At 67.6% G+C, this 17557-nt stretch carries 19 protein-coding genes; 4 read left to right on the top strand and 15 right to left on the bottom strand.

The window, feature by feature from the left end; translation table 11 throughout:
• Positions 1-309: 309 nt before the first annotated feature.
• The 8 genes from B2J89_RS18005 to B2J89_RS17970 all read right to left on the bottom strand — a co-directional run bounded on the left by B2J89_RS18005 (position 310) and on the right by B2J89_RS17970 (position 8781).
• Entirely contained in the window at positions 310-1302 is a 993-nt protein-coding gene (locus B2J89_RS18005) for a tRNA-dihydrouridine synthase (protein WP_169170331.1), read from the bottom strand.
• Between the two features lie 137 nt (positions 1303-1439).
• Positions 1440-2588, bottom strand: a complete 1149-nt coding sequence (locus tag B2J89_RS18000; protein WP_169170330.1) for a class I SAM-dependent methyltransferase — start codon at positions 2586-2588, stop codon at positions 1440-1442.
• Positions 2589-2596: 8 nt separating this feature from the next.
• Positions 2597-3115: a GNAT family N-acetyltransferase gene (locus B2J89_RS17995; RefSeq protein ID WP_169170329.1), complete on the bottom strand. Its 519-nt coding sequence runs from the start codon at positions 3113-3115 to the stop codon at positions 2597-2599.
• A gap of 161 nt (positions 3116-3276) precedes the next feature.
• The gene (locus tag B2J89_RS17990; RefSeq protein ID WP_169170328.1) at positions 3277-4716 is read right to left on the bottom strand and encodes an aldehyde dehydrogenase family protein; all 1440 of its coding nucleotides are present in this window, start codon (positions 4714-4716) and stop codon (positions 3277-3279) included.
• A 66-nt stretch (positions 4717-4782) separates the two neighbouring features.
• Positions 4783-5124 carry a hypothetical protein gene (locus B2J89_RS17985; protein ID WP_169170327.1) on the bottom strand — a complete coding sequence of 114 codons (342 nt, stop codon included), beginning with the start codon at positions 5122-5124 and terminating at the stop codon, positions 4783-4785.
• 119 nt (positions 5125-5243) lie between these two features.
• The gene (gene clpB / locus B2J89_RS17980) at positions 5244-7850 is read right to left on the bottom strand and encodes an ATP-dependent chaperone ClpB (RefSeq protein WP_169170326.1); all 2607 of its coding nucleotides are present in this window, start codon (positions 7848-7850) and stop codon (positions 5244-5246) included.
• Positions 7851-8043: 193 nt separating this feature from the next.
• Positions 8044-8520 (bottom strand): molybdenum cofactor biosynthesis protein MoaE, encoded by a 477-nt coding sequence (locus B2J89_RS17975; protein ID WP_169170325.1) that lies wholly within the window; start codon positions 8518-8520, stop codon positions 8044-8046.
• Between the two features lie 30 nt (positions 8521-8550).
• The gene (locus B2J89_RS17970; RefSeq protein WP_169170324.1) at positions 8551-8781 is read right to left on the bottom strand and encodes a hypothetical protein; all 231 of its coding nucleotides are present in this window, start codon (positions 8779-8781) and stop codon (positions 8551-8553) included.
• A 66-nt stretch (positions 8782-8847) separates the two neighbouring features.
• Here B2J89_RS17970 and B2J89_RS17965 point away from each other — a divergent pair, with 66 nt between their 5' ends.
• Complete coding sequence (locus B2J89_RS17965) at positions 8848-9102, top strand: hypothetical protein (RefSeq protein WP_169170323.1); 255 nt, start codon at positions 8848-8850, stop codon at positions 9100-9102.
• Positions 9103-9106: 4 nt separating this feature from the next.
• On the top strand, positions 9107-9427 hold the full coding sequence (locus B2J89_RS17960) for a hypothetical protein (protein WP_169170322.1): 321 nt from the start codon (positions 9107-9109) through the stop codon (positions 9425-9427).
• Positions 9428-9481: 54 nt separating this feature from the next.
• Here the strand turns inward: B2J89_RS17960 and B2J89_RS17955 are convergent, their stop codons facing one another.
• The 7 genes from B2J89_RS17955 to B2J89_RS17925 all read right to left on the bottom strand — a co-directional run bounded on the left by B2J89_RS17955 (position 9482) and on the right by B2J89_RS17925 (position 16567).
• Positions 9482-10183 (bottom strand): DUF4082 domain-containing protein, encoded by a 702-nt coding sequence (locus tag B2J89_RS17955; protein ID WP_205763881.1) that lies wholly within the window; start codon positions 10181-10183, stop codon positions 9482-9484.
• Positions 10184-10400: 217 nt separating this feature from the next.
• Positions 10401-10655, bottom strand: coding sequence for a molybdopterin converting factor subunit 1 (gene moaD / locus B2J89_RS17950; protein WP_169170321.1), 255 nt, complete (start codon positions 10653-10655; stop codon positions 10401-10403).
• Entirely contained in the window at positions 10652-11860 is a 1209-nt protein-coding gene (gene glp, locus B2J89_RS17945; protein ID WP_206042599.1) for a gephyrin-like molybdotransferase Glp, read from the bottom strand. Before glp ends, moaD begins: the two co-directional genes overlap by 4 nt.
• Positions 11857-12426 (bottom strand): molybdopterin-guanine dinucleotide biosynthesis protein B, encoded by a 570-nt coding sequence (mobB, locus tag B2J89_RS17940; protein WP_169170319.1) that lies wholly within the window; start codon positions 12424-12426, stop codon positions 11857-11859. The genes glp and mobB overlap by 4 nt, the downstream gene beginning before the upstream one ends.
• A 76-nt stretch (positions 12427-12502) precedes the next feature.
• Positions 12503-13930, bottom strand: coding sequence for a threonine synthase (gene thrC, locus B2J89_RS17935; protein WP_169170318.1), 1428 nt, complete (start codon positions 13928-13930; stop codon positions 12503-12505).
• Complete coding sequence (locus B2J89_RS17930) at positions 13930-15264, bottom strand: homoserine dehydrogenase (RefSeq protein WP_169170317.1); 1335 nt, start codon at positions 15262-15264, stop codon at positions 13930-13932. Before B2J89_RS17930 ends, thrC begins: the two co-directional genes overlap by 1 nt.
• Positions 15265-15337: 73 nt before the next feature.
• Positions 15338-16567: a pyridoxal phosphate-dependent aminotransferase gene (locus B2J89_RS17925; protein WP_169170316.1), complete on the bottom strand. Its 1230-nt coding sequence runs from the start codon at positions 16565-16567 to the stop codon at positions 15338-15340.
• A gap of 123 nt (positions 16568-16690) precedes the next feature.
• On the opposite strand from B2J89_RS17925, the gene B2J89_RS17920 reads away from it, so the two are divergent.
• Positions 16691-17071 (top strand): Mth938-like domain-containing protein, encoded by a 381-nt coding sequence (locus B2J89_RS17920; protein WP_169170315.1) that lies wholly within the window; start codon positions 16691-16693, stop codon positions 17069-17071.
• 115 nt (positions 17072-17186) lie between these two features.
• On the top strand, positions 17187-17557 hold a 371-nt coding region (locus B2J89_RS17915), incomplete at its 3' end, for a peroxiredoxin (RefSeq protein WP_169170314.1).

Raw genomic sequence — 17557 nt, 5'->3', positions numbered from 1 at the left:
AGCCCTGGACATTTTGTCTCACTGATCAGGAACAAGGCGTGCTGAATTTATGTGTTCCTGGAGACGTCGAATCTCTTTGCGAGCCGCCTTCGCCTTCTCTCTCACCGCCCATGTAGCCTCTCTCCATAACATTGCTCGGTCCAACACCTCAGTGGCAGCTTCTGGCACCATAGCTGTCCCGCACGCTAGAAATCCACTCAACAGAACCGCCGCAAAGCGGTCGCCGACCTGCGCGAAATCACGGGCGGCAACGGGTCGCAATCCGACATCCTGGCTCTGCGCTTTTGCTCACCCTGCAAGATAAACGGATCATCCAACCTGAATGAAGCGGTCCATAGCATCCTGCGCACGCACCGCCTGCACCCAGGCGCTCACCGCTCCCTCATCGGTCAGCGTCCGCACCTGCTGAAAAGCCACCTCGGCCTCGGGAAAACGCCGGCGCAGCAGGTTCAGCCACTGCTTGAGCCGCCCTGCGCGCTGGCGCGGCTCCAGGTCGCGGCACACCAGTTGCCAGAAGTCGGCGATGTGCGGCAGCAGGTCGGCCCACTGCACCGGCGCGGGCTGCGTGCCCGGGGCAGCGCCATCGGCCGCGCGGATCGCCCAGGCCAGGCCCGGGTCGGCCACTATGCCGCGCCCGAGCATCAGTGCGTCGCACCCGGAGAGTGCGCGGCAGCGCTGCGCATCTTCCACGGTCCAGATCTCGCCGTTGGCCACCACCGGAATCGACACCGCCGCGCGGATCGCCGGGATCTGCTCCCAGTACGCGGGCGGGCGGTAGCCGTCGAGCTTGGTGCGCGCGTGCACCACGATCTCGCAGGCGCCGCCGGCCTGCATGGCCTGGGCGCATTCGAGCGCCAGGCTGGCGTCGTTGAAGCCCAGGCGCATCTTGGCCGAGACCGGCAGATGCGCGGGCACGGCGCGACGCACGGCCGCCACCAGGGTGGCGATGCGCTCGGGCTCCTGCAGCAGCGCGGCGCCGCCGCCGTGGCGGTTGACCACCTTGGCCGGGCAGCCAAAGTTCAGGTCGATGCCCTCGGGGCCCAGCGCCGCCAGGCGCGCAGCGTTGTCGGCCAGGCTCGCGGGGTCGGACCCGAGCAGCTGCGCGCGCACCGGCGTGCCGGCGAGCGTGCGGCCTTTGTTGCGCAGCTCGGGAAGGTAGCGGTAGAACACCTTGTCGGGCAGCAGCGTGCCGGTGACACGGATGAATTCGGACACGCAGCGGTCGACCCCGCCGACGCGCGTGAGCACGTCGCGCAGCACAAAGTCGAGAAGGCCCTCCATCGGGGCGAGCAGCAGGGTCATGCGGTGCAGGCGCCGCACCACGGCGCGCAGTATTCGGTCAAATCAGCCCCAAACGCTTGCCAGACAAGCGCTTGCAGCTATCAAGAAAAGAGCCAGGCAACGTGCGCTGCCTGGCCCTGGTCACGCGGGTGCGGTGGTCAGGCCGCGGCCAGGCGCCACAGCGAGGTCACCTCGGCCGCGCGCGCCGCAGCCAGCGCATCGCCCGACTCGGTGGCCTTGGCGTGCTGCGGGCGCACATCGCAGCGCTCGACCACGCGCAGGCCGCCCTCGGCGATCCAGGCCAGCAGCTGCTCGCGCGGGCGCAGGCCCAGGTGCTCGGCCAGGTCAGACAGCACCAGCCAGCCTTCGCCGCCGGGCGCCAGGTGCGCGGCCAGCCCGGCCAGGAAGCCGCGCAGCATGCGGCTGCCTTCGTCGTACACCGCGTGCTCGATCGGCGAGCTCGGGCGTGCCGGCACCCACGGCGGGTTGCAGACGATGAGCGGCGCCTGCCCGGCCGGGAACAGGTCCACGTCCTGCAGCTCGACCTGTTTGGTCAAGCCCAGGCGCTGCAGGTTGTCCTTGGCGCAGGCCAGGGCGCGCGGCGCGTTCTCGGTCGCCACCACGCGGCGCACGCCACGGCGCGCCAGCACGGCGGCCAGCACGCCGGTGCCGGTGCCGATGTCGAAGGCCAGTTCCTTGGACGGCAGCGGCGCCTGGGCGACCAGGTCGATGTATTCGCCGCGCACCGGCGAGAACACGCCGTAGTGCGGGTGGATGCGGTTGTTCGGCCCCTCGCCTAAGGCGGCGATCTCCACGCCCTTCTTGCGCCATTCGTGCGCGCCGACCACGCCCAGCAGCTCGCGCAGCGACACCACCTGCGCCTCGCCCGTGGCCGGGCCCCAGGCTTCGGTCAGCGCCTCGGTCCAGTCGGGGGCGCGGCGCAGCTTGATGCTGTAGTCGCCTTCCACGCGGATCACGATGGCCGCGAGCGTGCGGGCACGCTGCGACTGCGCCTGGCGGTGCAGGTGGAACACTTCTTCGGGCGTGGAGCGCGCGATTTTCTCGGCCGCGCGGGCGGCCGCCTTGGGCGGCTTGGCCTCGATGCGGCGCTGCAGCGCCTGCAGCAGCAGGCGGGCGTTCTGAAAATCGCTGCGCCACAGCATGGCGGTGCCGGCACAGGCGAAGCGGTAGGCCGAGTCGGCCGACAAAGTGTCCTTGGCCAGTTCGACGCGGCGCGGCGCCGGCGCGCCACTTTCGGAACGCCAGCGCGCGGAGCGCACCTCGCCCTGTTCGTTCCATTCAATCATGGGAGCTTTCAGTTGAGGGGGCGCTTCAGGCGCACTTCTTCGATCTTCACGCTGCCGACCACGGCCGTCTTGGCGGTGGTCATTTCGCGCTTGAAGCCGGCGAGTTCGTGGAAGCGGATGGCGCGCTCGTTGCGCAGCGGCACCCAGGCGGTGACGTTGGTGCAGCCCTCTTCGGCCAGGCCGTCGCGCGCGGCGTCCCACAGCGCCAGGCCCACGCCCTTGTTCCAGTGCGTAGGAGCGGCGTAGATGGCCCAGATTTCTCCGGTGGTGGGGCGCGACTTCTCGTCGCGCGAGCGGTCGTAGCCGACGAAACCGACGATCTTCTCGTCTTCCACCGCCACCTGCACCTGCGGTTCGCAGTACTCGATGGCTTCGCGCCAGTAGGCCTGGCGCTTCTCGACGGACATGGATTTCAGTTGGTCGTCCGGCACCAGGCCTTTGTAGGCGGTCTGGGCAGACAGGGTGTGAATTTGGGCGATGGCTTTGGCATCGCGGAGCGTGGCGGGACGTACCTGAATACTGGACATGGAAAAACCGAACGGAAACGGAAAAAAACAGAAAGGAGCGGCATTGTCGCCGCAAACGAATTTCCAACCTCAGCGCTCGTGTTGCGTCCACCCGCTGCACGGGCCACGGCAGGCGCCCGGCGCAAGGCCTGCGCGGCGCGCGCCCGGCCGGGCGCGGCGCCTCAGAGCCAGCGCCGCAGCAGGCCCATCACGCGGTCGAAGCGCGCGCCATAGGGCGGATAGAGCAGCGCGCCCAGCGACCAGCGCGACTGCACCAGCACGGCCTTCTGGTGGCAAAAGCGCAGGAAACCCGGCTCGCCGTGGTACGCCCCCCAGCCGCTGTCGCCCACGCCGCCAAAAGGCAGGTTGTCGTGCGCGATGTGCACCAGGGTGTCGTTCACCGTCACGCCGCCGCTCACCGTGCGGTGCAGCACATCGTCGCGCGTGGCCTCGCTGTTGCCAAACCAGTAGAGCGCCAGCGGACGCGGCCCGCCGTTGATGTGGGCAATAGCATCGTCGAGCCGCTCGTAGGCGATCACCGGCAGGATGGGGCCGAAGATTTCTTCCTGCATCAGCTGCATGCCGGCCGTGGCGCCCAGCACCAGCGTGGGCGACATCTGGCGGCCCATGCCGCCGTCGAGCACGGCGCTGGCCGCGTGCGGCGCCGCGCCTGGCGCGGGGTCCATGTCGTGCACCTCGGCGCCCTGCGACTGGGCCTGCTGCAGCATCGAGCGCAGTCGCGCGATGTGGCGCGGGCTGATGATCGAGGCGTAGTCGGGGTTGCCGACGATGCGCGGGAACAGCCGCGCCACCGCGGCGCGGTAGGCCTCGGCAAAGGCCGCCTCGCGCCCGCGCGGCAGCAGCACGTAGTCGGGGGCGATGCAGGTCTGGCCGGCGTTGAGCAGCTTGCCGTGGGCGATCTTGAGCGCGGCATCTTGCAGGTCGCAGTCGGCGTCGATGATGCAGGGCGACTTGCCGCCCAGCTCCAGCGTGGTCGGCGTGAGGTGCGCCGCCGCGGCCTGCGCCACCTTGCGGCCCACTGCGGTCGAGCCGGTGAACACCAGGTGGTCGAACGGCAGCGCGGCAAAGGCGCCCGCCATGGCGGCATCGCCCTGCACGACGCAGAATTCGTCGGGGGCAAAGAACTGCGCCGCCAGCAGCGCCAGCTGCGCCGCGGTGTGCGGCGTGAGTTCGCTGGGCTTGAGCATCACGCGGTTGCCGGCCGCCAGCGCCGCGATGACCGGGGCCAGTGCCAGCTGCACCGGGTAGTTCCAGGGCGAGATCACGCCCACCACCCCGAGCGGCTGGCGCTGCACCCAAGCCCGCGCGGGCTGCAGGTGCAGCGGCGTGCGCACTTTTTGCGGTTTGGCCCAGCGCGCCAGGTGGCGCAGCGTGTGCGACAGCAGCGCGCGCAGCACGAACATATCGGCAACTTCAGTCAACCGCTGCGAACGAACGCCAAAATCCGCCTGCACAGCGGCGGCCAGCGTCGGGCCATGTTCGTCGAGCAGCTTCTGGATGCGCAGCAGGCGCTCACGGCGCACCAGCAGGGGCACGTCGGTGTGGGCGCGGCTGGCCGCGTACTGGGCGTCGAACAGGGGGCGAAGGTCGGCAGGGGTCATGGAAAACATCATAGGTGCCGCACCCGCGCAAGCTTGTAGGAAAAGCCGTTGAGAAAGCGCCTGCGGTCAAAGATCGCGCGGCTGCACGTCGGTCACCTCGCCTGCGCCGGGCAGAACGCCGCCGCGCCGCGGAGGCTCCGGCGCCGCAGCGGCCCCGCCGGGGTCGGCGCGCGGGCCGGTCCAGCGCGCGCCCGAGCGGTAGACCGTGCTCCAGCCGGTGCGCGGGTCCATGCGCATCGTCCAAGGCACGACGGGCTGGCCCGTCAGCCGTGCCCACCCTGCGCGCAGCCCCCACACCAGGGCCAGCACCAGCGCGGCCGCCAGCAGGCTCAGGAACAGCACCAGCCCGGCGGCCAGCAAAACGGCCCGGATGAGCCAGCGGGTCAGGCCCGCAACAAAATCGTTCAATCCATCTCCTTTCAGGGTCTGTCCCTGGGGCAGCCCGCAGGGGCCGCAGGTTTCAAGCCAAAAAGGCTGCCAACACTGATGCAGCAAGCGCCGGCAGCTCCCATTTTGATCCAGCCGCATCACGCAGGCTGGGCCGCGCTGAAGTGGAAGACCCCCGGCTCCAGCACCGGATCGACCCCCACCGCAATCACGCTCTTGGGCGGGAAACGCCCTTCGAGCAGCAGTTTGGACAGCGGGTTCTCAATGCGCTGCTGGATCGCGCGCTTGAGCGGCCGCGCGCCAAACACCGGATCGAACCCGACCTTGGCCAACTCGGCCAGCGCCGTCTCGGAAACGCGCAGCTCCAGGTCCATCTTGGCCAGGCGCCCTTCGAGCAGCCGCAGCTGGATGCGCGCGATGGACTCGATGTGCTTGGCATCGAGCGCGTGGAACACCACGGTTTCGTCGATGCGGTTCAGGAATTCGGGGCGGAAATGGTTTTTTAGTTCCCCCCACACCGCTTCCTTGATGTCGTCCGCGTCCTGGCCGACCATGGCCTGGATCAGGTGCGAGCCGATGTTGCTGGTCATCACGATCACCGTGTTCTTGAAGTCCACGGTGCGGCCCTGGCCGTCGGTTAGGTGCCCGTCGTCGAGCACCTGCAGCAGCACGTTGAACACGTCGGGGTGGGCCTTTTCGACCTCGTCGAGCAGCAGCACCGAATAGGGCTTGCGGCGCACGGCCTCGGTGAGATACCCGCCCTCCTCGTAGCCGACGTAGCCCGGCGGCGCGCCGATCAGGCGGGCCACCGAGTGCTTTTCCATGAACTCGCTCATGTCGATGCGCACCATGTGGTCTTCGCTGTCGAAGAGGAAGCCCGCCAGCGCCTTGCACAGCTCGGTCTTGCCGACGCCCGTGGGGCCGAGGAACAGGAAGGAGCCGGTGGGCCGGTTCGGGTCGCTCAGGCCCGAGCGCGAGCGGCGGATCGCATTGGCCACGGCGGCGATCGCCTCGTCCTGGCCGACCACGCGCTCGTGCAGCTTGGCCTCCATGACCAGCAGCTTGTCTTTTTCGCCCTGCATCATCTTGGCCACCGGAATGCCCGTGGCGCGGCTCACCACCTCGGCGATTTCCTCGGCGCCGACCTGGGTGCGCAGCAGGCGCGGCGCGGCCACCGCGCCGTCCTTGCCGGCCTCCTTGGCTTGCGCCTCGCTGAGCTTCTTCTCCAGCTCGGGCAGCTTGCCGTACTGCAGCTCGGCCACGCGGTTGAAGTCGCCCTTGCGCGTAAGCTCCTCGATCTGGAAGCGCAGTTGGTCGATGTCCTCGCGCACCTGGGCGCTGCCCTGGGCGCTGGCCTTCTCGGCCTTCCAGATTTCGTCGAGGTCGGCGATCTCCTGCTGCAGCGTGCCAATCTCCTCGTTGATGAGTTCAAAGCGCTTCTGCGAGGCTTCGTCCTTTTCCTTGCGCACGGCCTCGCGCTCGATCTGCAGCTGGATCAGGCGGCGGTCGAGCTTGTCCATCACCTCGGGCTTGGAGTCCATCTCGATCTTGATCTTCGAGGCGGCCTCGTCGATCAGGTCAATCGCCTTGTCGGGCAGGAAGCGGTCGGTGATGTAGCGGTGCGAGAGCTCGGCCGCGGCCACGATGGCCGGGTCGGTGATCTCGACGTTGTGGTGCTTCTCGTAGCGCTCCTTGAGGCCGCGCAGGATGGCAATCGTCGCCTCGACGGTGGGCTCACCCACCAGAATCTTCTGGAAGCGCCGCTCGAGCGCGGCATCCTTCTCGATGTACTTGCGGTATTCGTCGAGCGTGGTCGCGCCCACGCAGTGCAGCTCGCCGCGCGCCAGCGCCGGCTTGAGCATGTTGCCCGCGTCCATCGCGCCCTCGGCCTTGCCGGCACCCACCATGGTGTGCAGCTCGTCGATGAAGACGATGGTCTGGCCCTCGTCCTGCGCCAGTTCCTTGAGCACGGTCTTCAGGCGCTCCTCGAACTCGCCGCGGTATTTGGCCCCGGCCAGCAGCGCCGCCATGTCGAGCGAGAGCACGCGCTTTTTCTTCAGCGACTCGGGCACCTCGCCGGCGACGATGCGCTGCGCCAGCCCTTCGACGATGGCCGTCTTGCCCACGCCCGGCTCGCCGATCAGCACCGGGTTGTTCTTGGTGCGCCGCTGCAGCACCTGGATGGCGCGGCGGATCTCGTCGTCGCGGCCAATCACCGGGTCGAGCTTGCCAGCGCGCGCGCGCTCGGTCAGATCGATGCAGTATTTCTTCAGCGCCTCGCGCTGCCCCTCGCTCTCGGCACTGTCCATCTTCTGGCCGCCGCGCACGGCGTCGATGGCCGCTTCCAAGCTCTTGCGCGTAAGGCCGTTTTCCTTGGCGATGCGCCCACCCTCGCCCTTGCTGTCGGTCAGCGCGAGCAGGAACAGCTCGCTGGCAATGAAGTTGTCGCCGCGCTTGATGGCCTCCTTCTCGGTGGCCTGCAGCACGCGGCCCAGCTCGGGCCCGCCCTGCACCTGCTCCTGGCCCTGCACCTGCGGCAGGCGCTTGACGGCGGCCTCGGCCGCTGCCAGCAGGCCCGGCACGTTGGCGCCGGCGCGCTCGAGCAGCGCACGCGGGCCGTCGTCCTGGCGCAGCATGGCGACCAGCATGTGCACGGGCTCGATGTAGGCGTGGTCGTTGCCCAGCGCGAGCGACTGCGCGTCGGCCAGGGCTTCTTGGAACTTGGTGGTGAATTTGTCGAGACGCATGGTCCATATCCTCCGAATTGCGCTGCACTTGGGGCAGGTCCGGCCCGATTTCAAGACAGCAGCCGGGCCGAAGGCTGCGCTGCGTCAGTGGGTCCATGCGCGCCGGCGCACCCCAAAAGCTATTATTTTTATAGCCGTCAGCGCTTTATCCATAAAGGCTACGACCACTTTTAACTCTAATCCTGCGCGCACCTCAGGCGTTGCTGGCGGTGATGCCCCAGCGCGCCAGCGCCGCGTCGTCGCTCACGCGCGCGTCTACCCAGCGCGCGCCTGCGGCGGTCTGCTCTTTCTTCCAGAACGGCGCCTGGGTCTTGAGGTAGTCCATCAGGAACTCGCAGGCCTGGAAGCTCTCGCCGCGGTGCGCGCTGGTCACGGCGACCAGCACGATCTGGTCGAGCGGCTGCAGCAGGCCGACGCGGTGGATGATGCGCGCGCCAAAGATGTCAAAGCGCCGGAACGCCTCGGCGCCCATCGCCTCGATGGATTTCTCGGTCATGCCGGGGTAATGCTCGAGCTCCATCGATGCGACCTGGTCGCCTTCGTTGCGGTCTCGCACCGTGCCGACGAAGCTGCAGACGGCGCCCACGCGCTTGTCCTGCGCGCGCAGGGCGGCCAGTTCGGCGGACACGTCGAAATCGGCGGTTTGGATGGAAATGCGCAGCGGGTTCATGGGCAAAAATGAAAAGGCAAAGGCAAAGGATTAAGGCGAGCGGTGCAGGCGCGGCGCGGCCAGCAGGGCGCGCTCTTCCTCCACCACCTGGTGCAGTTGCTTCATGGCCGCCGAGGCGGGCAGCGCCGCCAGCAGCGCCTGCAAGCGCTCTACGTCGCCCACCGTGGGCGCCACCTTGATCTGCGCGATGGCGGCCGGCACATTGCCCGCCTTGACCAGCGCCAACACCTTGGCAGCCCACTCGCTCTTTGCACGCGCCATACCGGCCCTCTTAAAGTCCGGCGGAAATGCCGGTAGCATGGGCCGCACTTTAACGCTCCCTGCACGATGGCCACCCAAACAATCACCGCCCACGGCTACAAGCTCTATCCGTCGCCGCGCAACCTGCATCCCACGGTGTTCGCGCAGCAGGTGTTTGTGCCCCACCCCTACGCCCTGATCAACCTGCCCGACTACGACCTGGCGGGCAAGGCCACGCTGTTTGCCGCGTGCCGCCTGGCCGACATGAAGATGGGCCAGCTCGTCACGTTCGAGCTCGCCGCCGACCAGGCGCGCTTCGAGCGCCTGTTCACGCCCGACTAGCGCCATGGACGACGACAACCAGATTTTCGTGCCGCCGTCCTTCATGGCGGCGTACAGCGACGCGCGCGGGCGCCTGCGCGAAAGCGCCGACGTGGTGCGCGCACGCTACGAGCTGTGCGAAGACCTGGCCAACCACCTGGTGGAACAGGCGCAAACCCTGTACCACGTGCAGGCGCCGTCAGAATCCGAGATCTTGCGGCGCATCCATGCGGGCCTGAGCGGCGGCGAGTCGGGAATCCCGCCGGGCGAGGCGACCTGGATCGTGGTCCGGCTGGCCGAGCTGCTGGCGTGGCCGTGCCCTGACCTGCCTGCCGCAGACGCGTGATGCGGCCCGTGGCCATGCCAACTGCGCACTCCGCGTGTGCCCGGGGGCGAGCGCTCAGCGGTGCGTCGACCCCACGCGCCGCGTGGCGACCGCGCGCGCACAACGGCGCCGGGCGGCAGCCACCGTCGCCAGCGCCAAGGCGATGAGCGCCAAGGACGCAGGCTCTGGCACCGCGCCCGGAGGGACCTCCGCGGCGACGCGGAAGTTGGGTCCGAACAGGCCCGGCACCACGAGGCCATAGCCCCCCGGCTCCGCGAAGGCGTCGGCAGCGGATGCCAGCGAGGTGAGGTAGGCGATGTTCGGCGCCAGGGTCAGGCCCGTCGCCAAGCCGACAACGAAGTCGGGGAAAGGGTCGGGGTTGGGGTCGAAGTTGGGATAGAACGCCCCGATGGCATAGGTGCCTGCCGCCAGCGTGATCGATGCGATGTCCTCGAAAAGCCAGCGCCCCAGCGTGGAAGCCGACGCCTGCGCCGCACTCGCGTTCGACACCGTCGCCTGGCGCAGCAAGGTGCCCGCCGAGTCCCACAACCCGACCTGGTGTGTGTCGGTCAAGCCTGGCGCCCCTTCGTCGAAAAGGCCCAACCCATCCAAGGTGACTGCCGACGTCACCTGGAAGGACCAGCCCAGGTTGTTGAACCCAACCGTTTGGAACACGGTGCCGCTCGTGAAATCGAGCCCCAAAGGCGCCGCCTGCGCAGCAGTTCCGAAGGTCATGGCCCCGGCCAGGGCGGCGGCGGAGAGGAGGGAGACTTTCATGGGTGGTTCCTTTGCGTTGGATGGCATCGCGCCCCGAAGCAGGCACCGCCGCAGCACCTACAGCAAGATGCGATCCAAGGCCGAGTTACCAATGCAAGCCTTTGATTTATATGAATTTTTCTCAGCCATCCGCGGGCCAGGAGGCTGGCGGGTGTAAAGCGCTTCGACAACGCCCGCCTGGCGCGGGGCCTGAGCCACCCCGCCTGCGGCGGCAGGCCTAACCGCCCGTGACGGGCGGGAAGAAGGCCACCTCGGCGCCCTCGTCCAGTGGCGCGGCCTCGTCGCTCAACACCTGGTCGAGCGCCATGCGCACGGCCTTGCCGCGGGCCAGGCTGCTGGCGTGGGCGCCGCCGCGCGCGATCAGTTCGTCGCGCAGCGCTCCCAGCGTCGTGGCGCTGGTGTCCAGCGACTCGCTGCCCTGCCCCACGGCCTCGCGGATGGAGGCGAAATAACGCACCGTGATTTTTTTCATGACAGCAACTCCGCAAAGGAAATGAAGCGCACGGTGTCGCCCTGCGCAATGGTCTGGCCGGCGGGCTTGTCGACCACGCCATCGCCCCAGGCGGTCGAGGTCAGTACGCCCGAGCTTTGGTTGGCAAACAGGTCCAGGCCGCCTTCGGCGTTGCGCTGCACGCGCAGGAACTCGCGGCGCGTGTCGGCCTTGGGGCATGCGAAATCGGCGCGCAGGGACGTCGACGGGGGCGCCACATCGTGCACGCCCTGCAGGCGCAGCACAAAGGGCCGCACCAGCAGCAAAAAGGTCACGAAGCTGGACACCGGGTTGCCCGGCAGGCCCATGAAGTGCGCTGCGCCCAGGCGGCCATAGGCGAAGGGCTTGCCCGGTTTCATGGCGATCTGCCACAGGTCCAGGTGGCCCAGCGATTCCACGGCCGGCTTGATGTGGTCTTCCTCGCCGACCGAGACGCCGCCGCTGGTGAGCACCAGGTCGTGCGCGGCCGCGGCCTGGCGCAGCGCTTCGATGGTGGCCTCGCGCCGGTCGGGCACGATTCCGAAGTCCGCCACTTCGCAACCCAGGCGCCGCAGCAGGGCGCGCAAAAAGAAACGGTTGCTGTTGTAGATGGCGCCGGGCCGCAGGTCCTGCGGTGCCACCTCGCCGGGCATGACGAGCTCGTCGCCGGTCGAGAACAAGGCCACGCGCGGGCGCCGCGCCACCGGCAGCTGTGCCAGGCCGATGCTGGCGGCCAGGCCGAGCTCGGCCGGCGTGAGGCGCGTGCCGGCCTGCAGCGCCACGGCACCGAGCGCGATGTCTTCGCCGGCGCGGCGGATCCACTGGCCTGGCTGCGGCACGGCGTGGACGCGCACCTGGCCGCCGTCCAGGGCTGTGCAGTCTTCCTGCATCAGCACCGCGTCGGCGCCGGGCGGAATCGGCGCACCGGTGAAGATGCGCGCCGCCGTGCCCGGCTGCAGGGGGTGGCCGGCGCTGCCGGCCGCGATGCGCTGCGAGACGGGCAGCACGGCACCGGCCTGCGCCACGTCGGCGCAGCGCAGGGCGTAGCCGTCCATGGCGCTGTTGTCCTGGGGCGGCACCTGCAGCGGCGAGACGGCGTCCTGCGCCAGCACGCGGCCGTCGGCGTCGAAGGTGGCGACGCGCTCGGTGCCCGGCAGCAGCGTGGCCTGGGCCAGCAGCTCGGCCAGGGCCTGGTCCAGGGGTTTCATCGGGGGGCGCATGTCAGGGGATCTCCGTGCAATTCCCAATCGTAGGCAAAGCGTTCGCCCTGGGAGAGCAGCCAGTCCACGATCCGGTCGGGTTCGTTCAGGTCGAACACCGGCAGCTGCGTCGCGCTGGGCAGCCGGCCCGGCGCGTCGGTGGCGATGGCGACGATGAAGTCGTCTTCGGCATAGCTCGCCGGGCGGCTGGCGTACGTGTCCGTCGGTGCGCGCCAGATCTCGATCTTGGGCAGGTCGCTGTCCTTGAAGCCCTCGACCAGCACCCAGTCCACGCCCTGGTAGAGCTCGGCCAGCAGGTGGTGCACGCTCAGCTGCGTGGGTTGCTCGAACTCGCGCATCAGCGCCAGGCGCTCGTCGGACGCCACCACCACCTCGAACGCGCCCGCCTCGCGGTGGCGCCAGGTGTCCTTGCCGGGGTGGTCGATGTCAAAGCGGTGGTGCGCATGCTTGACCACCGAGACGCGCTGGCCGCGTTGGCGCAGCCCGGGGATGAGCTGCTCCACCAGCGTGGTCTTGCCGCTGCCCGAAAACCCGGCAAAGCCGACGACGTTCATCCGCCCCTCCTTGAAACGCTATCTTTTACATAGCTACAAGCGCTTGACAGATAAGCGCTGCAGCCAGATTTGGCCATCAATCGCAGTGGCGCGCGATGTAGTCCTTGACCTGCTGAGCATCGGCCGCCATGACCTCCACGCGCTTGGGCAAGTCCTCGATGCCGGCGAACCTCGCGGGCCGCTCGGGCGCGTGACCCAGGGCTTCTTGAATAGTCTCGGCGAACTTGATCGGCAGCGCCGTCTCGAGCACCAGCATGGGCTGGCCCGGCGTGCTGTGTTCGCGCGCCACCTTGACGCCGTCGGCGGTGTGGGTGTCGATGGTCACGCCAAAACGCTGGTGCGTGTCGCGGATCGTGGCCAGGCGGTCGGCGTGCGTGCTCTTGCCGCTGGCAAAGCCGTAGGTGCGCGCCGCCTCGGCAAAGGCCGGATCGGCGCTCAGGTCGAAGCGCCCGTCCTGGCCCAAAGCGGTGCCAAACAGCGCCTGCACGCGCGCGCCGTCGCGGCCGAGCAGGTCGAACACGAAGCGCTCGAAGTTGCTGGCTTTGCTGATGTCCATCGACGGGCTCGACGTCTCGTGTGTGTCGGCGCTGCCGCGCACGCGGTAGACACCGGTGCGGAAGAACTCGTCGAGCACGTCGTTCTCGTTCGTCGCCACGACGAGCTTGTCGATCGGCAGGCCCATGCTGCGCGCCACATGGCCGGCGCAGACGTTGCCGAAGTTGCCGCTGGGCACGGTGAAGCTGACCTTCTGGTCGTTCGCGGTGGTCGCCTGCACGTAGCCGGCGAAGTAGTACACCACCTGCGCCAAGAGGCGCGCCCAGTTGATCGAGTTGACGGTGCCGATCTTGTATTTCGCCTTGAAGGCGTGGTCGTTGCTCACGGCCTTGACGATGTCCTGGCAGTCGTCGAACACACCTTCGATGGCGATGTTGTGGATGTTCTCGTCCTGCAGGCTGAACATCTGCGCCTGCTGGAACGCGCTCATGCGGCCGTGCGGGCTGGTCATGAAGACGCGCACGCCCTGCTTGCCGCGCATCGCGTACTCGGCCGCGCTGCCGGTGTCGCCGCTGGTCGCCCCCAGGATGTTGAGCTGCTCGCCGCGGCGGCCCAGTTCGTACTCGAACAGGTTGCCCAGCAGCTGCATCGCCATGTCCTTGAAGGCCAGCGTCGGGCCGTTGGACAGGGCTTCGAGCCACAGGCCGTCTTCGAGGTGGCGCAGCGGCACGATCTCGCCGGTGCCGAACACCTCGGCGGTGTAGGTCTTCTCGCACAGCGCGCGCAGGTCGGCGTCGGGGATGTCGTCGATGAAAAGCTGCAGGATCTGGAACGCGAGCTCGGCATAGCCCTGCTCGTGGTAGGCCGTGCGCAGGCGCGTGAGCAGGGCGCCGTCCACCTGCGGGTAGCGCTCGGGCAGGTACAGGCCGCCGTCGGGCGCCAGACCTTCGAGCAGGATGTCGCAAAAACGCTTGCGCTGCGGGTGGCCGCGCGTGGACAGGTACAGCATCAGTTCAGCTCCTCCTTGCGGATGCGCGTGATCGGCGCCAGCACCGTCGGCAGGCCCTGCATCTGCGCAATGGCGTCGTTCATGGTGCCCTCGCGCGTGTCGTGCGTGAGGATGATCAGGTCGGTCTGCATCGAACCTTCGCCGCCCACCTCGTCGGCCTCACGCTGCAGCATGGCGTCGACGCTGATGCCGGCAGTCGCCAGGATGCCGGTCACCTTGGCCAGCACGCCGGCCTGGTCGGCCACGCGCAGGCGCAGGTAGTAGCTCGTGACCACATCGGCCATCGGCAGCACCGGCAGCGTGTCCATGGCGCCCTGCAGCGTGTGCGGCTGGAAGGCCAGGTGCGGCACGCGGTGGTGCGGGTCGGCGGTGTCCAGGCGGGCGATGTCGACCAGGTCGGCGATCACGGCACTGGCCGTGGGCTCACTACCGGCGCCCTTGCCGTAGTAGAGCGTGGTGCCGACGGCATCGCCGTTCACCACCACGGCGTTCATCGCGCCCTCGACGTTGGCGATCAGGCGCTTGGACGGCACCAGGCTCGGGTGCACGCGCAGCTCGACGCCGCTGGCGGTGCGCTTGGTGATGCCCAGCAGCTTGATGCGGTAGCCCAGCTGTTCGGCGTACCTGATGTCGGCGGCGGCCAACTGCGTGATGCCCTCGACGTAGGCCTTCTCGAACTGCACCGGGATGCCGAACGCGATGGCGCTCATGATCGTGACCTTGTGCGCCGCATCGACGCCCTCGATGTCGAAGGTCGGGTCGGCCTCGGCATAACCAAGGCGCTGCGCGTCCTGCAGCGCGGCACCGAAGTCCAGGCCCTTGTCGCGCATCTCGCTGAGGATGAAATTGGTCGTGCCATTGATGATGCCGGCCAGCCACTGGATGCGGTTGGCCGTGAGGCCCTCGCGCAGCGCCTTGATGATCGGGATGCCACCGGCCACGGCCGCCTCGAACGCGACCATGACGCCCTTGGCCGAGGCGGCAGCAAAGATTTCGGTGCCGTGCACGGCCAGCAGCGCCTTGTTGGCGGTGACCACGTGCTTGCCGGCGGCGATGGCCTCCATCACCAGCTGCCGGGCAATGCCGTAGCCACCGATGAGTTCGACCACGATGTCGATGTCGGGGTTGGCGATGATGGCGCGGGCGTTGTTCACCACCTGCACGCCGGCGCCCGCCACGCTCCTGGCGCGCTCGACGTCCAGGTCGGCCACCATGGTGATCTCAATCCCGCGGCCGGCGCGGCGGCGAATTTCTTCTTGGTTGCGTTGCAGTACGTTGAACACGCCGCTTCCGACGGTGCCGATGCCCAGCAGGCCGACCTGGATTGGTTTCATGGTGTTTATCAAAGGTAAAAAGTGGTTCTAACGCTTGTCCGGAAAGCGCCAGCAGCTATCAAAAAGAGAGTCCTCACGCGCCGCCATGGCGCTTGCGGTACTGCTCCAGGAACTTGGCCATGCGGCCGATGGCGTCGCGCAGGTCTTCCTCGTGGGGCAGGAAGACGATGCGGAAATGGTCGGGCTGCGGCCAGTTGAAGCCCGTGCCCTGCACCAGCATGACGCGGGTCTCTTCGAGCAACCGCAGGAAGAACTGGCGGTCGTCGGTGATCGGGTACAGCACCGGGTCCAGGCGCGGGAACATGTACAGCGCCGCCTGGGGCTTGACGCAGCTGACGCCCGGAATGGCGGTGATCAGCTCATAGGCCAAATCGCGCTGGCGGCGCAGGCGCCCGCCTTCGCGCACCAGGTCGTTGATGCTCTGGTAGCCGCCCAGCGCCGTCTGGATCGCCCACTGGCCCGGCACGTTCGGGCACAGGCGCATGTTCGAGAGCATGTTCAGGCCCTCGATGTAGTCGCTGGCGGCGGCCTTGTCGCCCGTGATCACCATCCAGCCGGCGCGATAGCCGCACGAGCGGTAGCTCTTGGAGAGCGAGTTGAAGGTCAGCGTGACCACGTCGTCGCTGAGCGATGCCAGCGCCGTGTGCACTGCGCCGTCGTAGAGCACCTTGTCGTACACCTCGTCGGCCAGGATCACCAGGCCATGCTCGCGCGCAATCTCGACGATGCCGCGCAGCAGCTCGTCGGAATACAACGCGCCGGTCGGGTTGTTGGGATTGATGACGACGATGCCGCGGGTGTTCGGCGTGATCTTGGCGCGGATGTCGGCCAGGTCGGGCATCCAGCCGTTGGCCTCGTCGCACATGTAGTGCACCGGCGTGCCGCCCGAGAGGCTGACGGACGCGGTCCAGAGCGGGTAGTCGGGGGCCGGCAGCAGCAGCTCGTCGCCGTTGTCGAGCAGCGCGTTGGTCGCCATGGCGATCAGCTCGCTGGCGCCGTTGCCCAGATAAATGTCTTCGAGCGTGACGCCCTTGACGCCCTGCTGCTGGGTGTAGTGCATCACCGCTTTGCGCGCCGCGAAAATGCCCTTGCTGTCGGAATATCCCGCCGAATTGGGCAGGTTGCGGATCATGTCCTGCTGGATTTCCTCGGGCGCGTCGAAGCCGAACACCGCCAGATTGCCAATATTGAGCTTGGTGATTTTCTGGCCCTCTTCCTCCATCTGCCGGGCGCGGTCCATGATGGGGCCGCGAATATCGTAGAGAACATTAGCCAGCTTGGCGGATTTTTGGACGGTTTTCATGCGCAGTAGGACGGAGTGCAAAGGCATTACCGCAGCCAGGGCCACGGCGAAACCTATAATTTGACCACAGTTCCACAGCCCGCTGCGGGCACCGTGCAGTGTCCTATTTCCCCCCGAGAGACCATGAAATTCCAGCCTGAGCATTCCGACGCACAAAGCATCACCGGCTACGGCCCTGGCTGGATCAGCGTGGGCAGCGAGAAGATCAGCGACAGCATCATCCTGGGCGCCCGCGGCCTGCGCATGGCGTGGCCCTGCGCGCGTTTCGAAGACCTGGCGCCCGCGCACTTCGCCCAGCTGGCGCAGCTGGACGCGGAACTGATCCTGTTTGGCAGTGGCAGCCAAAACCGCTTTGCGCCGCAGGCGTGGCTGCAGCCCCTGATGGCGCGGCGCATCGGTGTGGAGACCATGGACACCCACGCGGCCTGCCGCACCTACAACATTTTGGCGGGAGAAGGGCGCAATGTGATTGCCGCGCTGATCCTCGAACAGCCGGCATTCTGACCCAACGGAAGTGTTTCGGGGTAAAATTACAGGTTGCGGCCGGGGCGCCTGAAGAACAAGAACGACCCACATCCCCGGCTTTTCAACGACCTCACCCAGAGAGATTGAAGTTTATATGGCGATCGTTGTCAACAAACCCCTTCCCGAATTCGAAGCCAATGCCACCGGTGGCGTCAAGGTGTCCAACACCTCGCACAACGGCCAGGTGATGATTTTGTATTTCTACCCCAAGGACAACACGCCCGGCTGCACCACCGAGGCCATGCAGTTCCGAGACAAGTACAAGGATTTCGTGAAGGCCGGTGCTGCAGTGTTTGGTGTGTCGCGCGACAACATGAAGTCGCACGACGAGTTCAAGGCCAAGCTCGAGCTGCCATTTGAGTTGATCGCCGACACCGAGGAAAAAATGTGCCACATGTTCGGCGTGGTCAAGAACAAGATCATGTACGGCAAGAAGGTCAAGGGCATCGAGCGCAGCACCTTCCT

Source organism: Acidovorax sp. SRB_24, from assembly GCF_012931925.1.
This window is presented reverse-complemented; position numbering and strand designations above follow the sequence as displayed.

Coding starts and splice junctions, on each gene's coding strand:
- B2J89_RS18005 (WP_169170331.1), bottom strand. CDS start 1,302: ATGACCCTGCTGCTCGCCCCGATGGAGGGCCTTCTCGACTTTGTGCTG.
- B2J89_RS18000 (WP_169170330.1), bottom strand. CDS start 2,588: ATGATTGAATGGAACGAACAGGGCGAGGTGCGCTCCGCGCGCTGGCGT.
- B2J89_RS17995 (WP_169170329.1), bottom strand. CDS start 3,115: ATGTCCAGTATTCAGGTACGTCCCGCCACGCTCCGCGATGCCAAAGCC.
- B2J89_RS17990 (WP_169170328.1), bottom strand. CDS start 4,716: ATGACCCCTGCCGACCTTCGCCCCCTGTTCGACGCCCAGTACGCGGCC.
- clpB (WP_169170326.1), bottom strand. CDS start 7,850: ATGCGTCTCGACAAATTCACCACCAAGTTCCAAGAAGCCCTGGCCGAC.
- B2J89_RS17975 (WP_169170325.1), bottom strand. CDS start 8,520: ATGAACCCGCTGCGCATTTCCATCCAAACCGCCGATTTCGACGTGTCC.
- B2J89_RS17970 (WP_169170324.1), bottom strand. CDS start 8,781: ATGGCGCGTGCAAAGAGCGAGTGGGCTGCCAAGGTGTTGGCGCTGGTC.
- B2J89_RS17965 (WP_169170323.1), top strand. CDS start 8,848: ATGGCCACCCAAACAATCACCGCCCACGGCTACAAGCTCTATCCGTCG.
- B2J89_RS17960 (WP_169170322.1), top strand. CDS start 9,107: ATGGACGACGACAACCAGATTTTCGTGCCGCCGTCCTTCATGGCGGCG.
- B2J89_RS17955 (WP_205763881.1), bottom strand. CDS start 10,183: ATGAAAGTCTCCCTCCTCTCCGCCGCCGCCCTGGCCGGGGCCATGACC.
- moaD (WP_169170321.1), bottom strand. CDS start 10,655: ATGAAAAAAATCACGGTGCGTTATTTCGCCTCCATCCGCGAGGCCGTG.
- glp (WP_206042599.1), bottom strand. CDS start 11,860: ATGAAACCCCTGGACCAGGCCCTGGCCGAGCTGCTGGCCCAGGCCACG.
- mobB (WP_169170319.1), bottom strand. CDS start 12,426: ATGAACGTCGTCGGCTTTGCCGGGTTTTCGGGCAGCGGCAAGACCACG.
- thrC (WP_169170318.1), bottom strand. CDS start 13,930: ATGCTGTACCTGTCCACGCGCGGCCACCCGCAGCGCAAGCGTTTTTGC.
- B2J89_RS17930 (WP_169170317.1), bottom strand. CDS start 15,264: ATGAAACCAATCCAGGTCGGCCTGCTGGGCATCGGCACCGTCGGAAGC.
- B2J89_RS17925 (WP_169170316.1), bottom strand. CDS start 16,567: ATGAAAACCGTCCAAAAATCCGCCAAGCTGGCTAATGTTCTCTACGAT.
- B2J89_RS17920 (WP_169170315.1), top strand. CDS start 16,691: ATGAAATTCCAGCCTGAGCATTCCGACGCACAAAGCATCACCGGCTAC.